The sequence below is a fragment of the Streptomyces sp. NPDC055103 genome, assembly GCF_053607625.1.
Genome location: NZ_JBSGTX010000028.1, coordinates 1 through 15,243 on the forward strand (window position 1 = coordinate 1; position 15,243 = coordinate 15,243).

A 15,243-nucleotide genomic window follows, 5' to 3' on the forward strand; every position below is an offset into this window, starting at 1 on the left:
CGGATGTGGAAGCCCAGTAATGGGTGGAGCTGACCGGTACTAATAGGCCGAGGGCTTGTCCTCAGTTGCTCGCGTCCACTGTGTTAGTTCTGAAGTAACGAACACGCCCCCCTTTGGGTGGTGCGGCGGTTCATATCTTCATAGAGTTTCGGTGGTCATAGCGTTAGGGAAACGCCCGGTTACATTCCGAACCCGGAAGCTAAGCCTTTCAGCGCCGATGGTACTGCAGGGGGGACCCTGTGGGAGAGTAGGACGCCGCCGAACAATTTTTAGCCTCAACCCCCGGACCATGTCCGGGGGTTGAGGCATTTTTGCGTTCTGCCGGCGGTCGGGACCCTGTGCGCGGCCGTGTCGTGGCTGAGGGTAGGGTCAGGGGGCAACGTCGGCACCATCCCAGCAGGAGGCCCCCGGGTGGAGGTCCAGGAGACTCGCGTTCAGACCGACCGGGTCCTCACCATCCCCAACATTCTCAGCATGGCGCGTCTTCTCGGCGTGCCGCTGTTTCTGTGGCTCATTCTCCGTCCGGAGTTCGGCGGGCCCAAGAGCGACGGGTGGGCGCTGCTCGTCCTGATGCTCAGCGGCGTCAGCGACTATCTCGACGGCAAGCTCGCCCGGCGCTGGAACCAGATCAGCAACCTCGGCCGGCTTCTTGACCCGGCCGCCGACCGGCTGTACATCCTGTCCACGCTCGTGGGGCTCACCTGGCGCGAGATCCTGCCGCTGTGGCTGACCGCCGCTCTCCTGGCGCGTGAGGCAATGCTGCTGGTCATGGTGGGAATCCTCCGTCGCCACGGCTACCCGCCGCCGCAGGTGAACTTCCTCGGGAAAGCTGCGACTTTCAACTTGATGTACGCGTTCCCGCTGCTGCTTCTCAGTGACGGAACCGGTTGGCTTTCGTCACTCGCTGAAGTTTTCGGGTGGGCCTTCGCCGGATGGGGTACAACTCTGTATTGGTGGGCAGGGATCCTCTACGTGGTCCAGGTCCGTCGACTCGTGAAGGCGGATACCGCGGCCGATTGAGCCCGTCCGTCCCGTGCCGAGCAACGTCGCCGGCAGGAACGAGGACGCCCCAGGGCCACCGAGCGGACAGGTGAAGTCGGCAGGACCGTCGTCTCTTCAAGGAGGACGCTTCCGACATGAAGGCCGTCGTGATGGCCGGTGGCGAAGGAACCCGACTTCGCCCCATGACCTCGAGCATGCCCAAGCCTCTACTGCCGGTGGTGAACCGGCCGATCATGGAGCACGTCCTACGACTGCTCAAGAGACACGGTCTCAACGAGACCGTCGTCACCGTGCAGTTTCTCGCCTCCCTCGTCAGGAACTACTTCGGTGACGGCGAGGAGCTCGGGATGGAGCTCACGTACGCGAACGAGGAGAAGCCACTCGGTACAGCGGGCAGTGTGAAGAACGCCGAGGAGGCGTTGAAGGACGACGCTTTCCTCGTCATTTCGGGAGACGCGCTCACGGATTTCGATCTCACCGATCTCATCGCCTTCCACAAGGAGAAGGGCGCCCTCGTCACCGTCTGCCTCGCTCGGGTCCCGAATCCCCTGGAATTCGGGATCACCATCGTGGACGAAGAGGGAAAGGTCGAACGTTTCCTGGAGAAGCCCACCTGGGGACAGGTCTTCTCGGACACGGTGAACACGGGCATTTATGTGATGGAGCCCGAGGTCTTCGACTACGTCGCGGCCGACGTCTCGGTCGACTGGTCGGGTGACGTCTTCCCTCAGCTCATGAAGGAGGGCAAGCCGATCTACGGCTATGTCGCCGAGGGCTACTGGGAGGACGTCGGTACGCACGAGAGCTATGTGAAGGCCCAGGCAGACGTTCTCGAGGGCAAGGTCCAGGTCGACATCGACGGCTTCGAGATCTCGCCCGGTGTGTGGGTCGCCGAAGGCGCCGAGGTCCATCCGGACGCGGTGCTTCGTGGGCCGCTCTACATCGGGGACTACGCCAAGGTCGAGGCCGGCGCCGAGGTCCGGGAGCACAGCGTCATCGGGTCGAACGTGGTCGTCAAGAGCGGGGCCTTCCTGCACAAGGCCGTCGTCCACGACAACGTCTACATCGGGCAGCAGAGCAATCTGCGCGGCTGTGTGATCGGCAAGAACACCGACATCATGCGGGCCGCCCGGATCGAGGACGGGGCCGTGATCGGGGACGAGTGCCTCGTCGGCGAAGAATCGATCGTGCAGGGGAACGTACGGGTCTATCCGTTCAAGACGATCGAGGCCGGTGCCTTCGTCAACACCTCGGTCATCTGGGAGTCCCGGGGGCAGGCGCACCTCTTCGGGGCGCGCGGGGTCTCTGGCATCCTCAACGTGGAGATCACACCGGAGTTGGCCGTACGGCTCGCCGGGGCTTACGCCACGACGCTCAAGAAGGGTGCGACCGTCACCACGGCGCGTGACCACTCCCGTGGTGCGCGGGCGCTGAAGCGGGCGGTGATCTCGGCGTTGCAGGCCAGCGCCATCGACGTACGGGACCTGGAGAACGTACCGCTCCCCGTGGCCCGGCAGCAGACCGCGCGCGGCAGCGCCGGCGGAATCATGGTGCGGACCTCGCCCGGTGTGCCGGACTCCGTCGACATCATGTTCTTCGACGAGCGAGGGGCGGACCTCTCGCAGGCCGGGCAGCGGAAACTCGACCGGGTCTTCGCGCGGCAGGAGTACCGGCGGGCCTTCCCGGGAGAGATCGGCGACCTCTCCTTCCCGGCGAGCGTCTTCGACTCGTACACCGGGTCGCTGCTGCGGAACGTCGACACCTCCGGGATCGCGGAGGCGGGGCTCAAGGTCGTCGTGGACGCTTCCAACGGCAGTGCGGGGCTCGTTCTGCCGAGCCTGCTCGGCCGGCTCCAGGTGGATTCGCTGACGATCAACCCCGGGCTCGACGAGTCCCGGCCGACCGAGTCGGCGGAGAGCCGGCGGGCCGGGCTCGTACGGCTGGGGGAGATCGTGGCGTCGGCGCGGGCGGCGTTCGGGGTGCGGTTCGACCCCGTGGGCGAGCGGCTCTCGCTCGTCGACGAGCGGGGGCGGATCATCGAGGACGACCGCGCGCTCCTGGTGCTGCTGGACCTGGTGGCGGCCGAGCGGCGTTCGGGGCGGGTAGCGCTGCCCGTGACGACCACGAGGATCGCCGAGCAGGTCGCCGCGTACCACGGCACCCAGGTGGAGTGGACGACGACGTCTCCCGACGACCTGACACGAGTGGGCCGTGAGGAGTCGACGATCTTCGGTGGTGACGGGCGCGGCGGGTTCATCGTGCCCGAGTTCAGCAGTGTCTTCGACGGAGCGGCCGCCTTCGTACGGCTCATCGGTCTCGTGGCGCGGACGCAGCTCACGCTGAGCCAGATCGACGCGCGGATTCCGCGGGCGCACGTCCTGAAGAAGGACATCGCGACCCCGTGGGCCGTGAAGGGGCTGGTCATGCGCCGGGTGGTGGAGGCGGCGGGCAGCCGGTCCGTGGACACCACCGACGGCGTGCGGGTGGTCGAGGCCGACGGGCGCTGGGTGATGGTGCTGCCCGACCCGGCTGAGGCCGTCACCCACTTGTGGGCGGAGGGTCCCGACGACGCCTCCGCGCAGGCCCTGCTCGACGAGTGGGCCGAGGTGGTCGACGGCGCGGGTCGCTGACGGTACGGGCTGTATGGGCCGGGAGGCGCCCTGGGGGTGCCTCCCGGCCCTTTGCGGGGGCCATTCGGTGGTAGGCCGTGCGACGTGCGACGATGTGCGGCATGTCGCAGCAGCCCCCCGTTCGGAGCACCGGATCACCGCCACCGCGTCCGGACGCGTCGATGTCGCTGCTGAACAACGTGATCGACCACGCGCTCGACGACGGCTACGCGGAGGCCACGGCCCGGCGCGAGGCCGAGGGCGGTGGCTTGCCCCGTAGCCTGCGGGCCAAGCTCGGTGTCGCCGCGGGCCTCGTGCTCGCCGCCGCCGTGGTGACCGTGGGCGCGGCCGAGGCGCGGATCTCGGCGCCGGTGGTCGCCAAGGAACGGCAGGACCTGATCGACCGGATCGAGGGGGAGACCTCGGCCGCCGATCAGCTGGAGCGCGACGTCGAGCGGATCCGGCTCGAGGTCGGGCAGCGGCAGCGGCAGGCGCTGGAGCAGCACGGCGGGGACCAGGCCGAGCTCGTCGCCCTGCTCTCGGGCGCGATCCCGGTGCACGGCCCCGGGGTGAAGCTCGTCGTCGACGACGCGAAGGGCACCGACACCGGTGGCGGCGGGCCTCGCGAGAGCAGCGGCTTCTCCGACACGGGCCGGGTCCGCGACCGGGACATGCAGCGGGTGGTCAACGGCCTGTGGGAGTCCGGCGCCGAGGCCGTCTCGATCAACGGGCAGCGGTTGACGTCGCTGTCCGCGATCAGGGCCGCCGGCGACGCCATACTGGTCGACAACAAGCCGCTGGTGCCGCCGTACACCGTCCTCGCGATCGGGGACGGGCAGAGGCTGAGCACAGCGTTCCAGGACAGCGCCGACGGGCAGTATCTGCACGCGCTGGTGGAGAACTTCGGGATCAGGAGCAGCATCTCGGCCGAGGGCGACATCCGCCTGCCGGCCGCGCCGAGCCTGACCGTACGTACAGCAGAGCCGAGGGGGGCCGGGGCGGCGACGCCGTCCGGCCGGGCCACGGCCGACACAGGGAAGGGCACATCGTGATCGCCGTACTGGGCCTGATCGTCGGAGTCGTGGTCGGACTGTTGGTCCGGCCCGAGGTGCCGGCGGTGGTCGAGCCCTATCTCCCGATCGCCGTGGTCGCCGCCCTGGACGCGGTCTTCGGTGGCCTGCGGGCCATGCTCGACGGCATCTTCGTCGACAAGGTCTTCGTGGTCTCGTTCCTCTCGAACGTGGTCGTGGCCGCGCTGATCGTCTTCCTCGGCGACAAACTGGGTGTCGGCGCGCAGCTGTCGACTGGTGTGGTCGTCGTGCTCGGTATCCGGATCTTCTCCAACGCGGCCGCCATCCGGCGTCACGTGTTCCGGGCGTGAGGCCGATGAGCGAGAACCCTCAGATGCCTGAGAATCCTGAGAATCCTGAGAACCCCCAGAAGCCCGAGAACCGCGAGAACCGCGAGAATCGCGAGAACCCTGAGATCGCGGAGACTCCGGAGAGCCCTGAGAGGTCTGTGGATCCCGAGAGGACTGCGGAGCCTGAGACGGCCGAGGCGGTCGGTAAGGCCGGGACGTTCGAGAAGCCCGCGGAGCCCTCGAGCGTGCAGCGTCCGCAGGAGCCGGTGAAGGCCGGGGAGCCCGTGGGGTCCCAGCGGGGCGAGGGTGTTGACGAGGGCGAGAGCCCGGGTGCTCCCGTTGACGCCGCCGGAACCGGGGGCACCGCTCCGAGCGGGCGGCGCAGGCTCGCCGCCGCTCTGTGGCCACCGCGGGTCACCCGCGCCCAACTCATCGTCGCGCTGCTGCTGTTCGTCCTCGGTCTGGGGCTCGCCATCCAGGTCTCCTCGACCAGCGAGAACAGCGCGCTGCGCGGGGCGCGGCAGGAGGACCTCGTACGGATCCTCGACGAGCTCGACGACCGGACGCAGCGCCTGGAGGACGAGAAGGCGCGGCTGGAGAAGCAGCGGACCGAGCTCGAGTCCAGCTCGGACCAGGCCGAGGAGGCCCGCAAGCAGACCCAGGAGAAGGAGCGGCAGCTCGGGATCCTGGCCGGCACGGTCGCCGCCGAAGGGCCGGGAATCACCCTGACCGTCGGCGATACCACCGGGGCCGTCGAGTCCGACATGCTGCTCGACGCCATTCAGGAGCTGCGGGCGGCGGGTGCCGAGGCGATCCAGGTCAACGGCGTGCGGGTGGTCGCGGACAGTTATTTCACCGGTAGCGGTGACGACATGCGGATTGATGGAACGAAGGTGGCCGCTCCGTACGTCTTCAAGGTCATCGGCAAGCCGGAGGATCTCGAGCCCGCGCTCAACATCCCCGGCGGTGTCGTGCAGACCCTCGAGAAGGAGCAGGCCACGGCCACGGTGGAGCGGTCGACGAAGATCGTCGTCGATGCCTTGCGACCCGCGAAGCGGCCTGACTACGCTCAGTCGTCCTCGCAGTGAGACGGGGGACGAGGGGGTCCCGCGACAAGGGCATGACGTTGCGGGGGGTCGACGCACCACAACGGTGGTGCGTGGTGGAAACTGTCCGGAGGATACGGACGTTGTGAAGGTGTCCGGGTCGGCAGGTGTGATGGATCTCGGTTCGTCCTGCCCCACGGGCGGGTCTGTTTCGGTCAAGGGGAATCGCCCGTGAAGTTGTTTGCGAAGTTGTTCGGCAAGAGCGCACGCGAGGACGGCGGCAACGCCAGGCACCGCGCGCCGCGCCATGACCAGAGCGAGGAGCAGGGCGGCGAGCGCCCGCTCTTCCGCGATGAGGTCGACGGTCAGGGCGGTGACATTTCGGGCGCGCAGGGCGCGTCTTCTGTTGACCCCGCCGGGGCCGGACGCATAGGTTTCGGGGAACCATCAACCTCAAGTACGGGTGGAGGGTTTACCCCCGACCCGTACGCGACACAGACCTCCGCGGGGCTGCCGCGGCAGGAGGATGCGTCCATGCCGGTGTGTACGAGGTGCGGTCACCGCAACGCGGCCGACAGCCGTTTCTGCTCCCACTGCGGTACGCCGCTGCGGGGCGGGGTGGCCGCCGAGCGTCCGTCCGAGACGACGTCGACGATCTCCATCTCGGGGCTCGAGGCGTACGACGCGGAGGTCACCGGCCAGACCCAGCTTCCGTCGCTGTCTCCCGAGGCGCTCGCGGCCGTGGAGGCCCTGCCTCTGGGTGCCGCGCTCCTCGTGGTGCGCCGAGGGCCGAACTCCGGCAGCCGGTTCCTGCTCGACGGAGAGCTGACGACGGCCGGCCGTCACCCGCAGAGCGACATCTTCCTGGACGACTTCACCGTTTCCCGGCGTCATGTCGAGTTCCGGCGGGCCCAGGACGGCAGCTTCACCGTCGCCGATGTCGGCAGCCTCAACGGCACGTACGTCAACCGTGAGCCGATCGACTCGGTCGTTCTGTCCAACGGCGACGAGGTGCAGATCGGCAAGTACCGGCTGGTCTTCTATTCGAGCCAGCGAGGCGTGTGACGCCTCGGAGAAGCCTTCAGGGAAGGTCCATGCTGCGAACACCGACGGGCGGTGCCGGAAACGGCACCGCCACCGCGGGCGACCGGCTGGTGAGCATCGGCACGGTGCTGAACCAGCTGCGCGACGAATTTCCCGAAGTGACGATCTCCAAGATCCGGTTCCTGGAGGCGGAGGGGCTGGTCGAGCCCCGCCGGACGGCGTCCGGGTACCGGAAGTTCAGCCCGCAGGACGTGGAGCGGCTCGCTCAGATCCTGCGGATGCAGCGGGACCACTATCTTCCGCTGAAGGTCATCCGTGAGCATCTCGACGCTCTCGCCCGGGGTGAGCAGATCAGTCTCCCGGCGCCCGGGCGCCGGGGTGAGCTGCTTGACGGGCCCTGGGAGCAGGACGGGGAGCGTCCCACCGCCGCGCGCATCGGCCGGGCCGAACTGCTCGCCGCCGCCGAGGTCACCGAGGCCGAGCTGGCCGAGTGGGAGTCCTACGGTCTGATCGCCGAGGTGCGGGGCGGCGGCTACGACGCGGAGGCCGTCACGGTCGCCAGACTTGTCGCGGATCTGGGGAGATTCGGTCTCGAACCCCGGCACCTGCGTGGGGTCAAGGCGGCCGCCGACCGTGAGGCCGGACTCCTCGAACAGCTGGTCGCGCCGCTGCGCCGGCACCGTAATCCGCAGACCAGAGCGCATGCTGAGGCCACCGCGAAGGAGCTCGCCGAGCTCTCCGTGAGGCTGCACGCGGCGTTCGTGCAGACGGCTCTGGGCATCCGGCTTCCGTGATCTTGGACGGGCCCGACTATCCAAACCGGTCGGGCACGTCCTAGGGTTGCTGTGTGAACGAGCTCGACGTTGTGGGTGTCCGGGTGGAAATGCCCTCCAACCAGCCGATCGTGCTCCTGCGGGAAGTGGGAGGCGATCGGTATCTCCCCATCTGGATCGGACCGGGTGAGGCGACCGCGATCGCCTTCGCCCAGCAGGGGATGGCCCCTCCGCGGCCGCTGACGCACGACCTGTTCAAGGACGTGCTGGAGGCCGTAGGCCAGGAGCTCACCGAGGTCCGCATCACGGATCTGCGTGACGGGGTCTTCTACGCCGAACTGGTCTTCGCCAGCGGCGTCGAGGTGAGCGCCCGGCCGTCCGACGCGATAGCACTGGCCCTGCGGACCGGGACGCCGATCTACGGCAGCGACGGTGTGCTGGACGACGCCGGTATCGCGATTCCGGACGAGCAGGAGGACGAGGTGGAGAAGTTCCGCGAGTTTCTCGACCAGATCTCACCGGAGGACTTCGGGACCAACAGTCAGTGAGACGTGCGGCCGGAGGCCGCTTGCGACGCCGTCGTACGGGCCGGTCGTGAAGGCCCGTCGCGCGGGCCGTTCGCGGGGTGCCGTCAGAGCATTCGAGTAGCCTTTCCCCGGGGAGAGACACGGCAAACCACTCTCAGGGTGATTATCACTCGGCGTGCCGAGTGTGGCGATCGTTGACGCACCCCGAGTGACTGCCTACCTTCGTGTGGGCAGGTCAAGGACGGAGGGTCGGCGTGATGAGCAGCGCGGACGGTACGGCAGGGAGCTCGCTCGGACGCGTGTCCGGGGAGTCGGGTCCGTATCCGCTTCACGGCAGTGTGGGCGACTTCGGAACGGACGCGAGTGCCGGCCCGGCGGGTGAGGTGGTGGGCTACCGCGGTCCCACGGCCTGCGCGGCCGCAGGCATCACCTATCGGCAGCTGGACTACTGGGCGCGCACCGGACTCGTGGAGCCGAGCGTGCGCCCCGCGTACGGGTCGGGGACCCAGCGGCTCTACAGCTTCCACGACGTCGTCGTCCTGAAGATCGTCAAGCGCTTCCTCGACACCGGGGTGGCCCTCCAGAACATCCGGGCAGCGGTGCAGCACCTGCGCGCCCGGGGCTTCCGCGATCTGGAGCGGATGACGCTCATGAGCGACGGGGCCACGGTCTACGAGTGCTCCTCGCCCGACGAGGTCGTCGACCTGCTCCAGGGCGGTCAGGGTGTCTTCGGGATCGCCGTCGGCGTCGTCCGGCGGGACGTGGAGGCCGCGCTCTCGCAGCTGCACGGGGAACGGGTCGACACGGGCGAGACGCTCGTGGGGCACAACCCTGGCGACGAGCTGGCCAGGCGGCGGCGCGACAAGGCGGTCTGAGGGGCTGGGGCCCTGAGCTGGGGGCTCTGAGGGGGCTCTGAGGGGTCTTTGAGCGGTGATCGGTCCAATAGGCTGCGGGTGCCTCCTTGTGCCTCTGCGGCTGCGGGGCCGGCTCTGGTGTCTCTGGGGCCGGTGGTTTTCCGGGGTTGGCTGCGGGGCGTTGTCAGTGGCATGAGGCAGCATCGGAAGTGTGAGAGTCGCGCCGACGATCCTGCATCTCGACATGGATGCGTTCTTCGCCGCCGCCGAGCAGGCGGCGAAGCCCAGCCTGCGCGGAAAACCCGTGATCGTCGGCGGCCTCGGGCCGCGCGGCGTGGTCGCCACCTCCTCGTACGAGGCTCGCCGCTTCGGAGTGCACTCGGCCATGCCGATGGGGCAGGCGCGACGGCTCGCGCCGAACGCCGCCTATCTCGTCCCGCGCTTCGCCTTCTACCGGTCGATCAGTGAGCAGGTCATGGAGCTGCTCGGGCGGCTCTCGCCGCTCGTGGAGCCGCTCAGTCTCGATGAGGCGTTCGTGGACCTGGAGGCGGGGCGGCTCGCCGACGACAGCGTGAGCGCGCGGGCCGTCGGCGAGCGGCTGCGGGCCGACATCCTGGCGACGACCGGGCTGACGGGGTCGGTGGGGCTCGCGGGATCGAAGATGATCGCGAAGATCGCCTCCGAGGAGGCCAAGCCGGACGGGCTCGTCCTCATCGAGCCGGGTACCGAGAGAGAGCTCCTCGGGCCCCGGTCGGTCCGGATCCTGCCCGGCGTCGGGCCGGCGACGGGGGAGCACCTGAGGCGGGCCGGGATGACCACGGTCTCCGAGCTGGCCGAGGCGGGCGAGGACGAGCTCGTACGGCTGCTGGGGCGGGCGCATGGGGCCTCGCTGTACCGGATGTCCCTGGGGCACGACGACCGGGCCGTGGTGGCCGAGCGGGACGCCAAATCGGTCTCGGTCGAGGACACCTTCGACGTCGACCTGCACGACCGCGTCCGGATCAGGTCCGAGGTGGAGCGGCTCGCCGAGCGGTGCGTGGGGCGGCTGCGGGCCTCCGGGCACTCGGGGCGGACCATCGTCCTCAAGGTGCGGCGGTACGACTTCTCGACGCTGACCCGGTCCGAGACGCTGCGGGGGCCGACGGACGACCCGGGGGTCGTGCGGGAGGCCGCGGGGCGGCTCCTGGAGGCGGTCGACACGACCGGGGGTGTGCGGCTGCTCGGGGTGGGCGTGAGCGGGCTCGCGGACTACACGCAGGAGGACCTGTTCGCTCAGGCTGAGGAGGAAGAGCGGGCCGCGGTGGCGGAGGAGTCGGCGGGGGGCGGTGTGGGTCCCGGGGGCGGTGGGGATGCCGGTGCCGGTGGTGCCGGTGGTGTTGTGGCGGACGAGGGCGAGTCCGGGGGGTCCGTCGCCGTCGAGCGGCGGTGGGCGCCCGGGCACGATGTGCGGCACGCGGTGCACGGGGCGGGGTGGGTGCAGGGGAGCGGCGTCGGGCGGGTCACGGTGCGGTTCGAGGAGCCGTGGTCGGCACCGGGGCGGGTGCGGACGTTCTTGGTCGACGATCCGGAGCTGGAGCCTTCGGAGCCGTTGCCGCTGGTGCGGGGGGAGTGCCGGGCGGGGACGTGAGGGGGCGGTGTGGGAGGCGGTGCGGGGTGGGGGTGCTGGGTGGGTGTGGGGGTGCGCCCGGCCCTCGGCCGGGCTGGGGTTCCCACCCGCACCACCCGTGCAGCTGGGTGGGCAGAGGTGCGGGTCTTCCCGCAGTGTCTCCCCTCCGCGCCGTCGGCCGCTGCGGCTTGGCACGGCCGTCCGGTGCCCGCCGGCGGCTGACGCCGCCGGACTCGCCGCGTCCTCAGCCCCACCCCGCCCGGGTGGGGTGGGGTGGGGTGGGGTGGGGTGGGGCCGGCTTCGTCCGTGGTTGCTGTCAGGTGGGGCGCGGCGTGCGCCGCTTGTGTCAGCGGGGCGGTGCATCGCCATGGTCGGGTTGAGGGCGGGCCGGAGGTGGCCGGACGGACCTTCGTCCTTGGGCCGGCTGGTCGGTGCTTTGGCTCTGCTGGGTTGAGAGCGGGCCGGACGGACCCTCGTCCTTGTGTCGGCGGGTCGGTGCTTTGCCTCGGCTTGGGTTCAGGGCGGGCCTGACGGACCTTCGTCCGTGGGTCGGCCGGTGGGTGCCTCGGCTGGGTTGAGGGCGGCCGGACGTGGCTGGACGGGGCCCCTGGACTTGTGTCGGCTGTGCCGGCGGGGGTCAGGGGCCGTCCTGGCCTGCCAGGTGGCCGAAGTCGGTGTCCTGGGGGGTCTGGGGCGGTGGCGGAAGCGTGAGGCTGTAGTGGCGGTAGAGCTGGAGTTCCTGCTCCGGGGAGAGGTGGCGGCCCACGCCGAAGTCGGGGGCGTCCTTGATGAGTGCCCGCTCGAACGGGATGTGGAGGCCGTCTTCGAGCAGGTCGCTCGGTTCCAGGGGGACGAAGGCGTCCCGGCTGAACAGGCCGGTGCGGACAGCCGCCCATTCCGGGATGCCGGTCGCGTCGTCCAGGTACACCTCGTCCACGGTTCCGATCTTGTTTCCGTTCCGGTCGAACGCCTTGCGGCCGATCAGGCTGCGCGGATCGATGTCGGTCTGCACGGTCCCTCCAACTGGTCGCAACTGCTCTACACCCCTACGAAAGTGCACAACTGGGATGGCGGCCACTTGAGCGATGGGAGTCGCAACCTCGCTGGTAGGCTGGCTGTGGCTGTCGACCCTGTGCGGGAGAGTCCCCCGGAGAAATCTTCCGGAGGGCGCCGAAGGAGCAAATCCTCCCCGGAATCTCTCAGGCCCCTGTACCGCGCGGACGAGGTCACTCTGGAAAGCAGAGCGGTGTCCGACGGCATGCGCTCTCACCGACGGTGAAAGCCGGCGTGCCGCGAGGCGTGCCGGTGAAACTCTCAGGTTGAGATGACAGAGGGGGAGGCCGTCCGGGTACCCGCGCCGTGGTGCCCCTCGCAGGTCGTGACGACCAGGAGGCCTCCGTACATGACCGCCAACCGCATTCCGCTCTCCGAACTCGAGCAGGGCATCCCGTTCGAGCAGCGGCACATCGGACCCGACGCCGAGGCGCGGGCCAAGATGCTCGCCCAGGTCGGATACGGCTCCCTCGACGAGCTCACCGCCGCCGCGGTGCCGGACGTGATCAAGAACGCCGAGGCGCTCGGTCTGCCGGCCGCGCGCACCGAGGCCCAGGTGCTCGCCGAGCTCCGCACCCTCGCCGACCGCAACCAGGTCCTCGCCCCGATGATCGGCCTCGGGTACTACGGCACCTTCACGCCTCCGGTGATCCTCCGGAACGTGATGGAGAACCCCGCCTGGTACACCGCGTACACGCCGTACCAGCCCGAGATCTCGCAGGGCCGCCTCGAGGCGCTCCTCAACTTCCAGACCATGGTCGCCGACCTGACCGGTCTGCCCACCTCCGGCGCCTCCCTCCTCGACGAGGGCACCGCCGCCGCCGAGGCCATGTCCCTCGCCCGGCGCGTCGGCAAGGTCAAGAACGGTGTCTTCCTCATCGACGCCGACGCCCTGCCGCAGACGATCGCCGTCATCGAGACCCGCGCCGAGCCGACCGGGGTCGAGGTCGTCGTCGCGGATCTGAGCCAGGGGATCCCCGCCGAGATCGCCGAGCGCGGTGTCTTCGGTGTGCTCCTGCAGTACCCGGGTGCCTCCGGCGCCGTGCGGGACATCAAGGCCGTCATCGACCAGGCCCACGAGCTCGGTGCCATCGTCACCGTCGCCGCCGACCTGCTCGCGCTGACCCTGCTCACCTCGCCCGGCGAGCTGGGCGCGGACATCGCCGTCGGTACGACGCAGCGCTTCGGTGTGCCGATGGGCTTCGGCGGTCCGCACGCCGGCTACATGGCCGTCCAGGACAAGCACGCCCGCTCCCTGCCGGGTCGACTGGTAGGTGTTTCCGTCGACGCCGACGGCAACCGCGCGTACCGCCTCGCCCTGCAGACCCGCGAGCAGCACATCCGCCGCGAGAAGGCCACCAGCAACATCTGTACCGCTCAGGTGCTGCTCGCCGTCATGGCCGGGATGTACGCCGTCTACCACGGGCCGGACGGGCTGAAGGGGATCGCGCAGCGGACCCACCGGTACGCCACGATCCTCGCCGCGGGTCTCACCGCCGGTGGCGTCGAGGTCGTACACGGTTCGTACTTCGACACCCTCACCGTCCGCGTCCCCGGCAAGGCCGACGAGGTCGTGGCCGCCGCCCGTGAGGCCGGCGTGAACCTCTACCGCGTCGACGCCGATCTCGTCTCGATCTCCTGCGACGAGACCACCGGGCGCGAGCAGATCGCCGCCGTCTGGGGAGCCTTCGGGGTCGACGGCGACGTCGAGGCCCTGGACGCCGTCGCCGAGGACACGCTGCCCGCCGGGCTGCTGCGCTCCGACGCGTACCTGACCCACCCGGTCTTCCACGCGCACCGCTCCGAGACCTCGATGCTGCGCTACCTGCGCAAGCTGGCGGACCGTGACTACGCGCTCGACCGCGGCATGATCCCGCTCGGCTCCTGCACGATGAAGCTGAACGCGACCACCGAGATGGAGCCGGTGACCTGGCCCGAGTTCGGCCAGATCCACCCCTTCGCCCCGATCGAGCAGGCGCAGGGCTACCTCACGCTCATCACCGAGCTGGAGGAGCGCCTTGCCGAGGTCACCGGATACGACAAGGTGTCGATCCAGCCCAACGCCGGTTCGCAGGGCGAGCTGGCCGGTCTGCTGGCCGTCCGCGCCTACCACCGCGCCAACGGCGACCTCCAGCGCACCGTCTGCCTCATCCCGTCCTCCGCGCACGGCACCAACGCCGCCTCCGCGGTGATGGCCGGCATGAAGGTCGTCGTCGTCAAGACCGCCGACGACGGCGAGGTCGACGTCGTGGACCTGCGCGCCAAGATCGAGCAGTACCGCGACGAGCTGTCCGTGCTGATGATCACCTACCCGTCCACGCACGGCGTCTTCGAGGAGCACGTCGCCGACATCTGCGCCGAGGTCCACGAGGCCGGCGGTCAGGTGTACGTCGACGGTGCCAACCTCAACGCGCTGGTCGGTCTCGCCAAGCCGGGCAAGTTCGGTGGCGACGTCTCGCACCTCAACCTGCACAAGACCTTCTGCATCCCGCACGGCGGCGGTGGCCCCGGTGTCGGTCCGGTCGGTGTGCGTGCGCACCTCGCCCCGTACCTGCCGAACCACCCGCTCCAGCCCGCCGCGGGCCCGGAGACCGGCGTCGGCCCGATCTCGGCGGCCCCGTGGGGCTCCGCCGGCATCCTGCCGATCTCCTGGTCGTACGTGCGCCTGATGGGCGGCGAGGGCCTCAAGCGCGCCACGCAGGTCGCCGTGCTCGCGGCGAACTACATCGCCAAGCGCCTGGAGCCGCACTTCCCGGTGCTCTACACCGGTCCGGCGGGTCTCGTCGCCCACGAGTGCATCGTGGACCTGCGTCCGCTCTCGAAGGAGACGGGCGTCACGGTCGACGACATCGCCAAGCGTCTGATCGACTACGGCTTCCACGCGCCGACGATGTCCTTCCCGGTGGCCGGCACGCTGATGATCGAGCCCACCGAGTCCGAGGACATCACCGAGCTGGACCGTTTCTGCGACACGATGATCGCGATCCGGGCCGAGATCGAGAAGGTCGCGTCGGGCGAGTGGCCCGCCGACGACAACCCGCTGCACAACGCGCCGCACACCGCGGCCGCGCTGGGCGGCGAGTGGGACCACGCGTACACCCGTGACGAGGCGGTCTTCCCGGCCGGCGTCTCGGCCGCCGACAAGTACTGGCCGCCGGTGCGCCGCATCGACGGTGCCTTCGGCGACCGGAACCTGGTCTGCTCCTGCCCGCCGATGGACGAGTACGAGCACTGAGCCACTGGGGGCTGTGGGGCATCGATCCGCCGAGGCGGTGACGTGCTGATGTGCTGAGGTATTGAGCGCGGCCGAGGGCCGGTTCGGAGGATCTTCTCCGGGCCGGCCCTCGGCGTGTGTCTCCCTTGTACGGT

General features: G+C 69.6%; 12 protein-coding genes, 1 rRNA gene and 1 riboswitch. Of the genes, 12 read left to right on the forward strand and 1 reads right to left on the reverse strand.

Annotation, left to right across the window (positions count from 1 at the left end; translation table 11 throughout):
- The first annotated feature begins 147 nt into the window (after window positions 1-147).
- The 11 genes from rrf (at window position 148) to ACWFR1_RS19110 (ending at window position 10,842) form a co-directional block, all read left to right on the forward strand.
- Window positions 148-264, forward strand: a 5S ribosomal RNA gene (gene rrf, locus ACWFR1_RS19060).
- 147 nt (window positions 265-411) lie between these two features.
- The gene (locus ACWFR1_RS19065) at window positions 412-1,020 is read left to right on the forward strand and encodes a CDP-alcohol phosphatidyltransferase family protein (protein ID WP_056641870.1); all 609 of its coding nucleotides are present in this window, start codon (window positions 412-414) and stop codon (window positions 1,018-1,020) included.
- Window positions 1,021-1,136: 116 nt separating this feature from the next.
- Complete coding sequence (locus ACWFR1_RS19070) at window positions 1,137-3,632, forward strand: sugar phosphate nucleotidyltransferase (protein ID WP_453552569.1); 2,496 nt, start codon at window positions 1,137-1,139, stop codon at window positions 3,630-3,632.
- Window positions 3,633-3,733: 101 nt separating this feature from the next.
- Window positions 3,734-4,663 (forward strand): DUF881 domain-containing protein, encoded by a 930-nt coding sequence (locus tag ACWFR1_RS19075; RefSeq protein WP_453552571.1) that lies wholly within the window; start codon window positions 3,734-3,736, stop codon window positions 4,661-4,663.
- Window positions 4,660-4,992, forward strand: coding sequence for a small basic family protein (locus ACWFR1_RS19080; RefSeq protein WP_015032176.1), 333 nt, complete (start codon window positions 4,660-4,662; stop codon window positions 4,990-4,992). Before ACWFR1_RS19075 ends, ACWFR1_RS19080 begins: the two co-directional genes overlap by 4 nt.
- Window positions 4,993-5,216: 224 nt before the next feature.
- A complete protein-coding gene (locus ACWFR1_RS19085; RefSeq protein ID WP_453552573.1) occupies window positions 5,217-6,059 on the forward strand; it encodes a DUF881 domain-containing protein in 843 nt (280 codons plus the stop codon).
- An 81-nt stretch (window positions 6,060-6,140) separates the two neighbouring features.
- The gene (locus ACWFR1_RS19090; RefSeq protein ID WP_453552741.1) at window positions 6,141-7,082 is read left to right on the forward strand and encodes an FHA domain-containing protein; all 942 of its coding nucleotides are present in this window, start codon (window positions 6,141-6,143) and stop codon (window positions 7,080-7,082) included.
- A gap of 29 nt (window positions 7,083-7,111) precedes the next feature.
- Entirely contained in the window at window positions 7,112-7,855 is a 744-nt protein-coding gene (ftsR, locus tag ACWFR1_RS19095) for a transcriptional regulator FtsR (RefSeq protein WP_453552575.1), read from the forward strand.
- Between the two features lie 53 nt (window positions 7,856-7,908).
- The gene (locus ACWFR1_RS19100) at window positions 7,909-8,382 is read left to right on the forward strand and encodes a bifunctional nuclease family protein (protein ID WP_015032172.1); all 474 of its coding nucleotides are present in this window, start codon (window positions 7,909-7,911) and stop codon (window positions 8,380-8,382) included.
- A gap of 236 nt (window positions 8,383-8,618) precedes the next feature.
- The gene (locus ACWFR1_RS19105; RefSeq protein WP_453552577.1) at window positions 8,619-9,236 is read left to right on the forward strand and encodes a MerR family transcriptional regulator; all 618 of its coding nucleotides are present in this window, start codon (window positions 8,619-8,621) and stop codon (window positions 9,234-9,236) included.
- Between the two features lie 190 nt (window positions 9,237-9,426).
- The gene (locus ACWFR1_RS19110; RefSeq protein ID WP_453552579.1) at window positions 9,427-10,842 is read left to right on the forward strand and encodes a DNA polymerase IV; all 1,416 of its coding nucleotides are present in this window, start codon (window positions 9,427-9,429) and stop codon (window positions 10,840-10,842) included.
- A gap of 616 nt (window positions 10,843-11,458) precedes the next feature.
- Here the strand turns inward: ACWFR1_RS19110 and ACWFR1_RS19115 are convergent.
- The gene (locus ACWFR1_RS19115) at window positions 11,459-11,833 is read right to left on the reverse strand and encodes a PRC-barrel domain-containing protein (RefSeq protein WP_453552581.1); all 375 of its coding nucleotides are present in this window, start codon (window positions 11,831-11,833) and stop codon (window positions 11,459-11,461) included.
- Window positions 11,834-11,946: 113 nt separating this feature from the next.
- Window positions 11,947-12,046, forward strand: a riboswitch (glycine riboswitch).
- A 177-nt stretch (window positions 12,047-12,223) separates the two neighbouring features.
- Here ACWFR1_RS19115 and gcvP point away from each other — a divergent pair.
- The gene (gene gcvP, locus ACWFR1_RS19120) at window positions 12,224-15,109 is read left to right on the forward strand and encodes an aminomethyl-transferring glycine dehydrogenase (protein ID WP_453552583.1); all 2,886 of its coding nucleotides are present in this window, start codon (window positions 12,224-12,226) and stop codon (window positions 15,107-15,109) included.
- The last annotated feature ends 134 nt before the right edge of the window (window positions 15,110-15,243 follow it).

Coding starts and splice junctions, on each gene's coding strand:
- ACWFR1_RS19070 (WP_453552569.1), top strand. CDS start 1,137: ATGAAGGCCGTCGTGATGGCCGGTGGCGAAGGAACCCGACTTCGCCCC.
- ACWFR1_RS19075 (WP_453552571.1), top strand. CDS start 3,734: ATGTCGCAGCAGCCCCCCGTTCGGAGCACCGGATCACCGCCACCGCGT.
- ftsR (WP_453552575.1), top strand. CDS start 7,112: ATGCTGCGAACACCGACGGGCGGTGCCGGAAACGGCACCGCCACCGCG.
- ACWFR1_RS19105 (WP_453552577.1), top strand. CDS start 8,619: ATGAGCAGCGCGGACGGTACGGCAGGGAGCTCGCTCGGACGCGTGTCC.
- gcvP (WP_453552583.1), top strand. CDS start 12,224: ATGACCGCCAACCGCATTCCGCTCTCCGAACTCGAGCAGGGCATCCCG.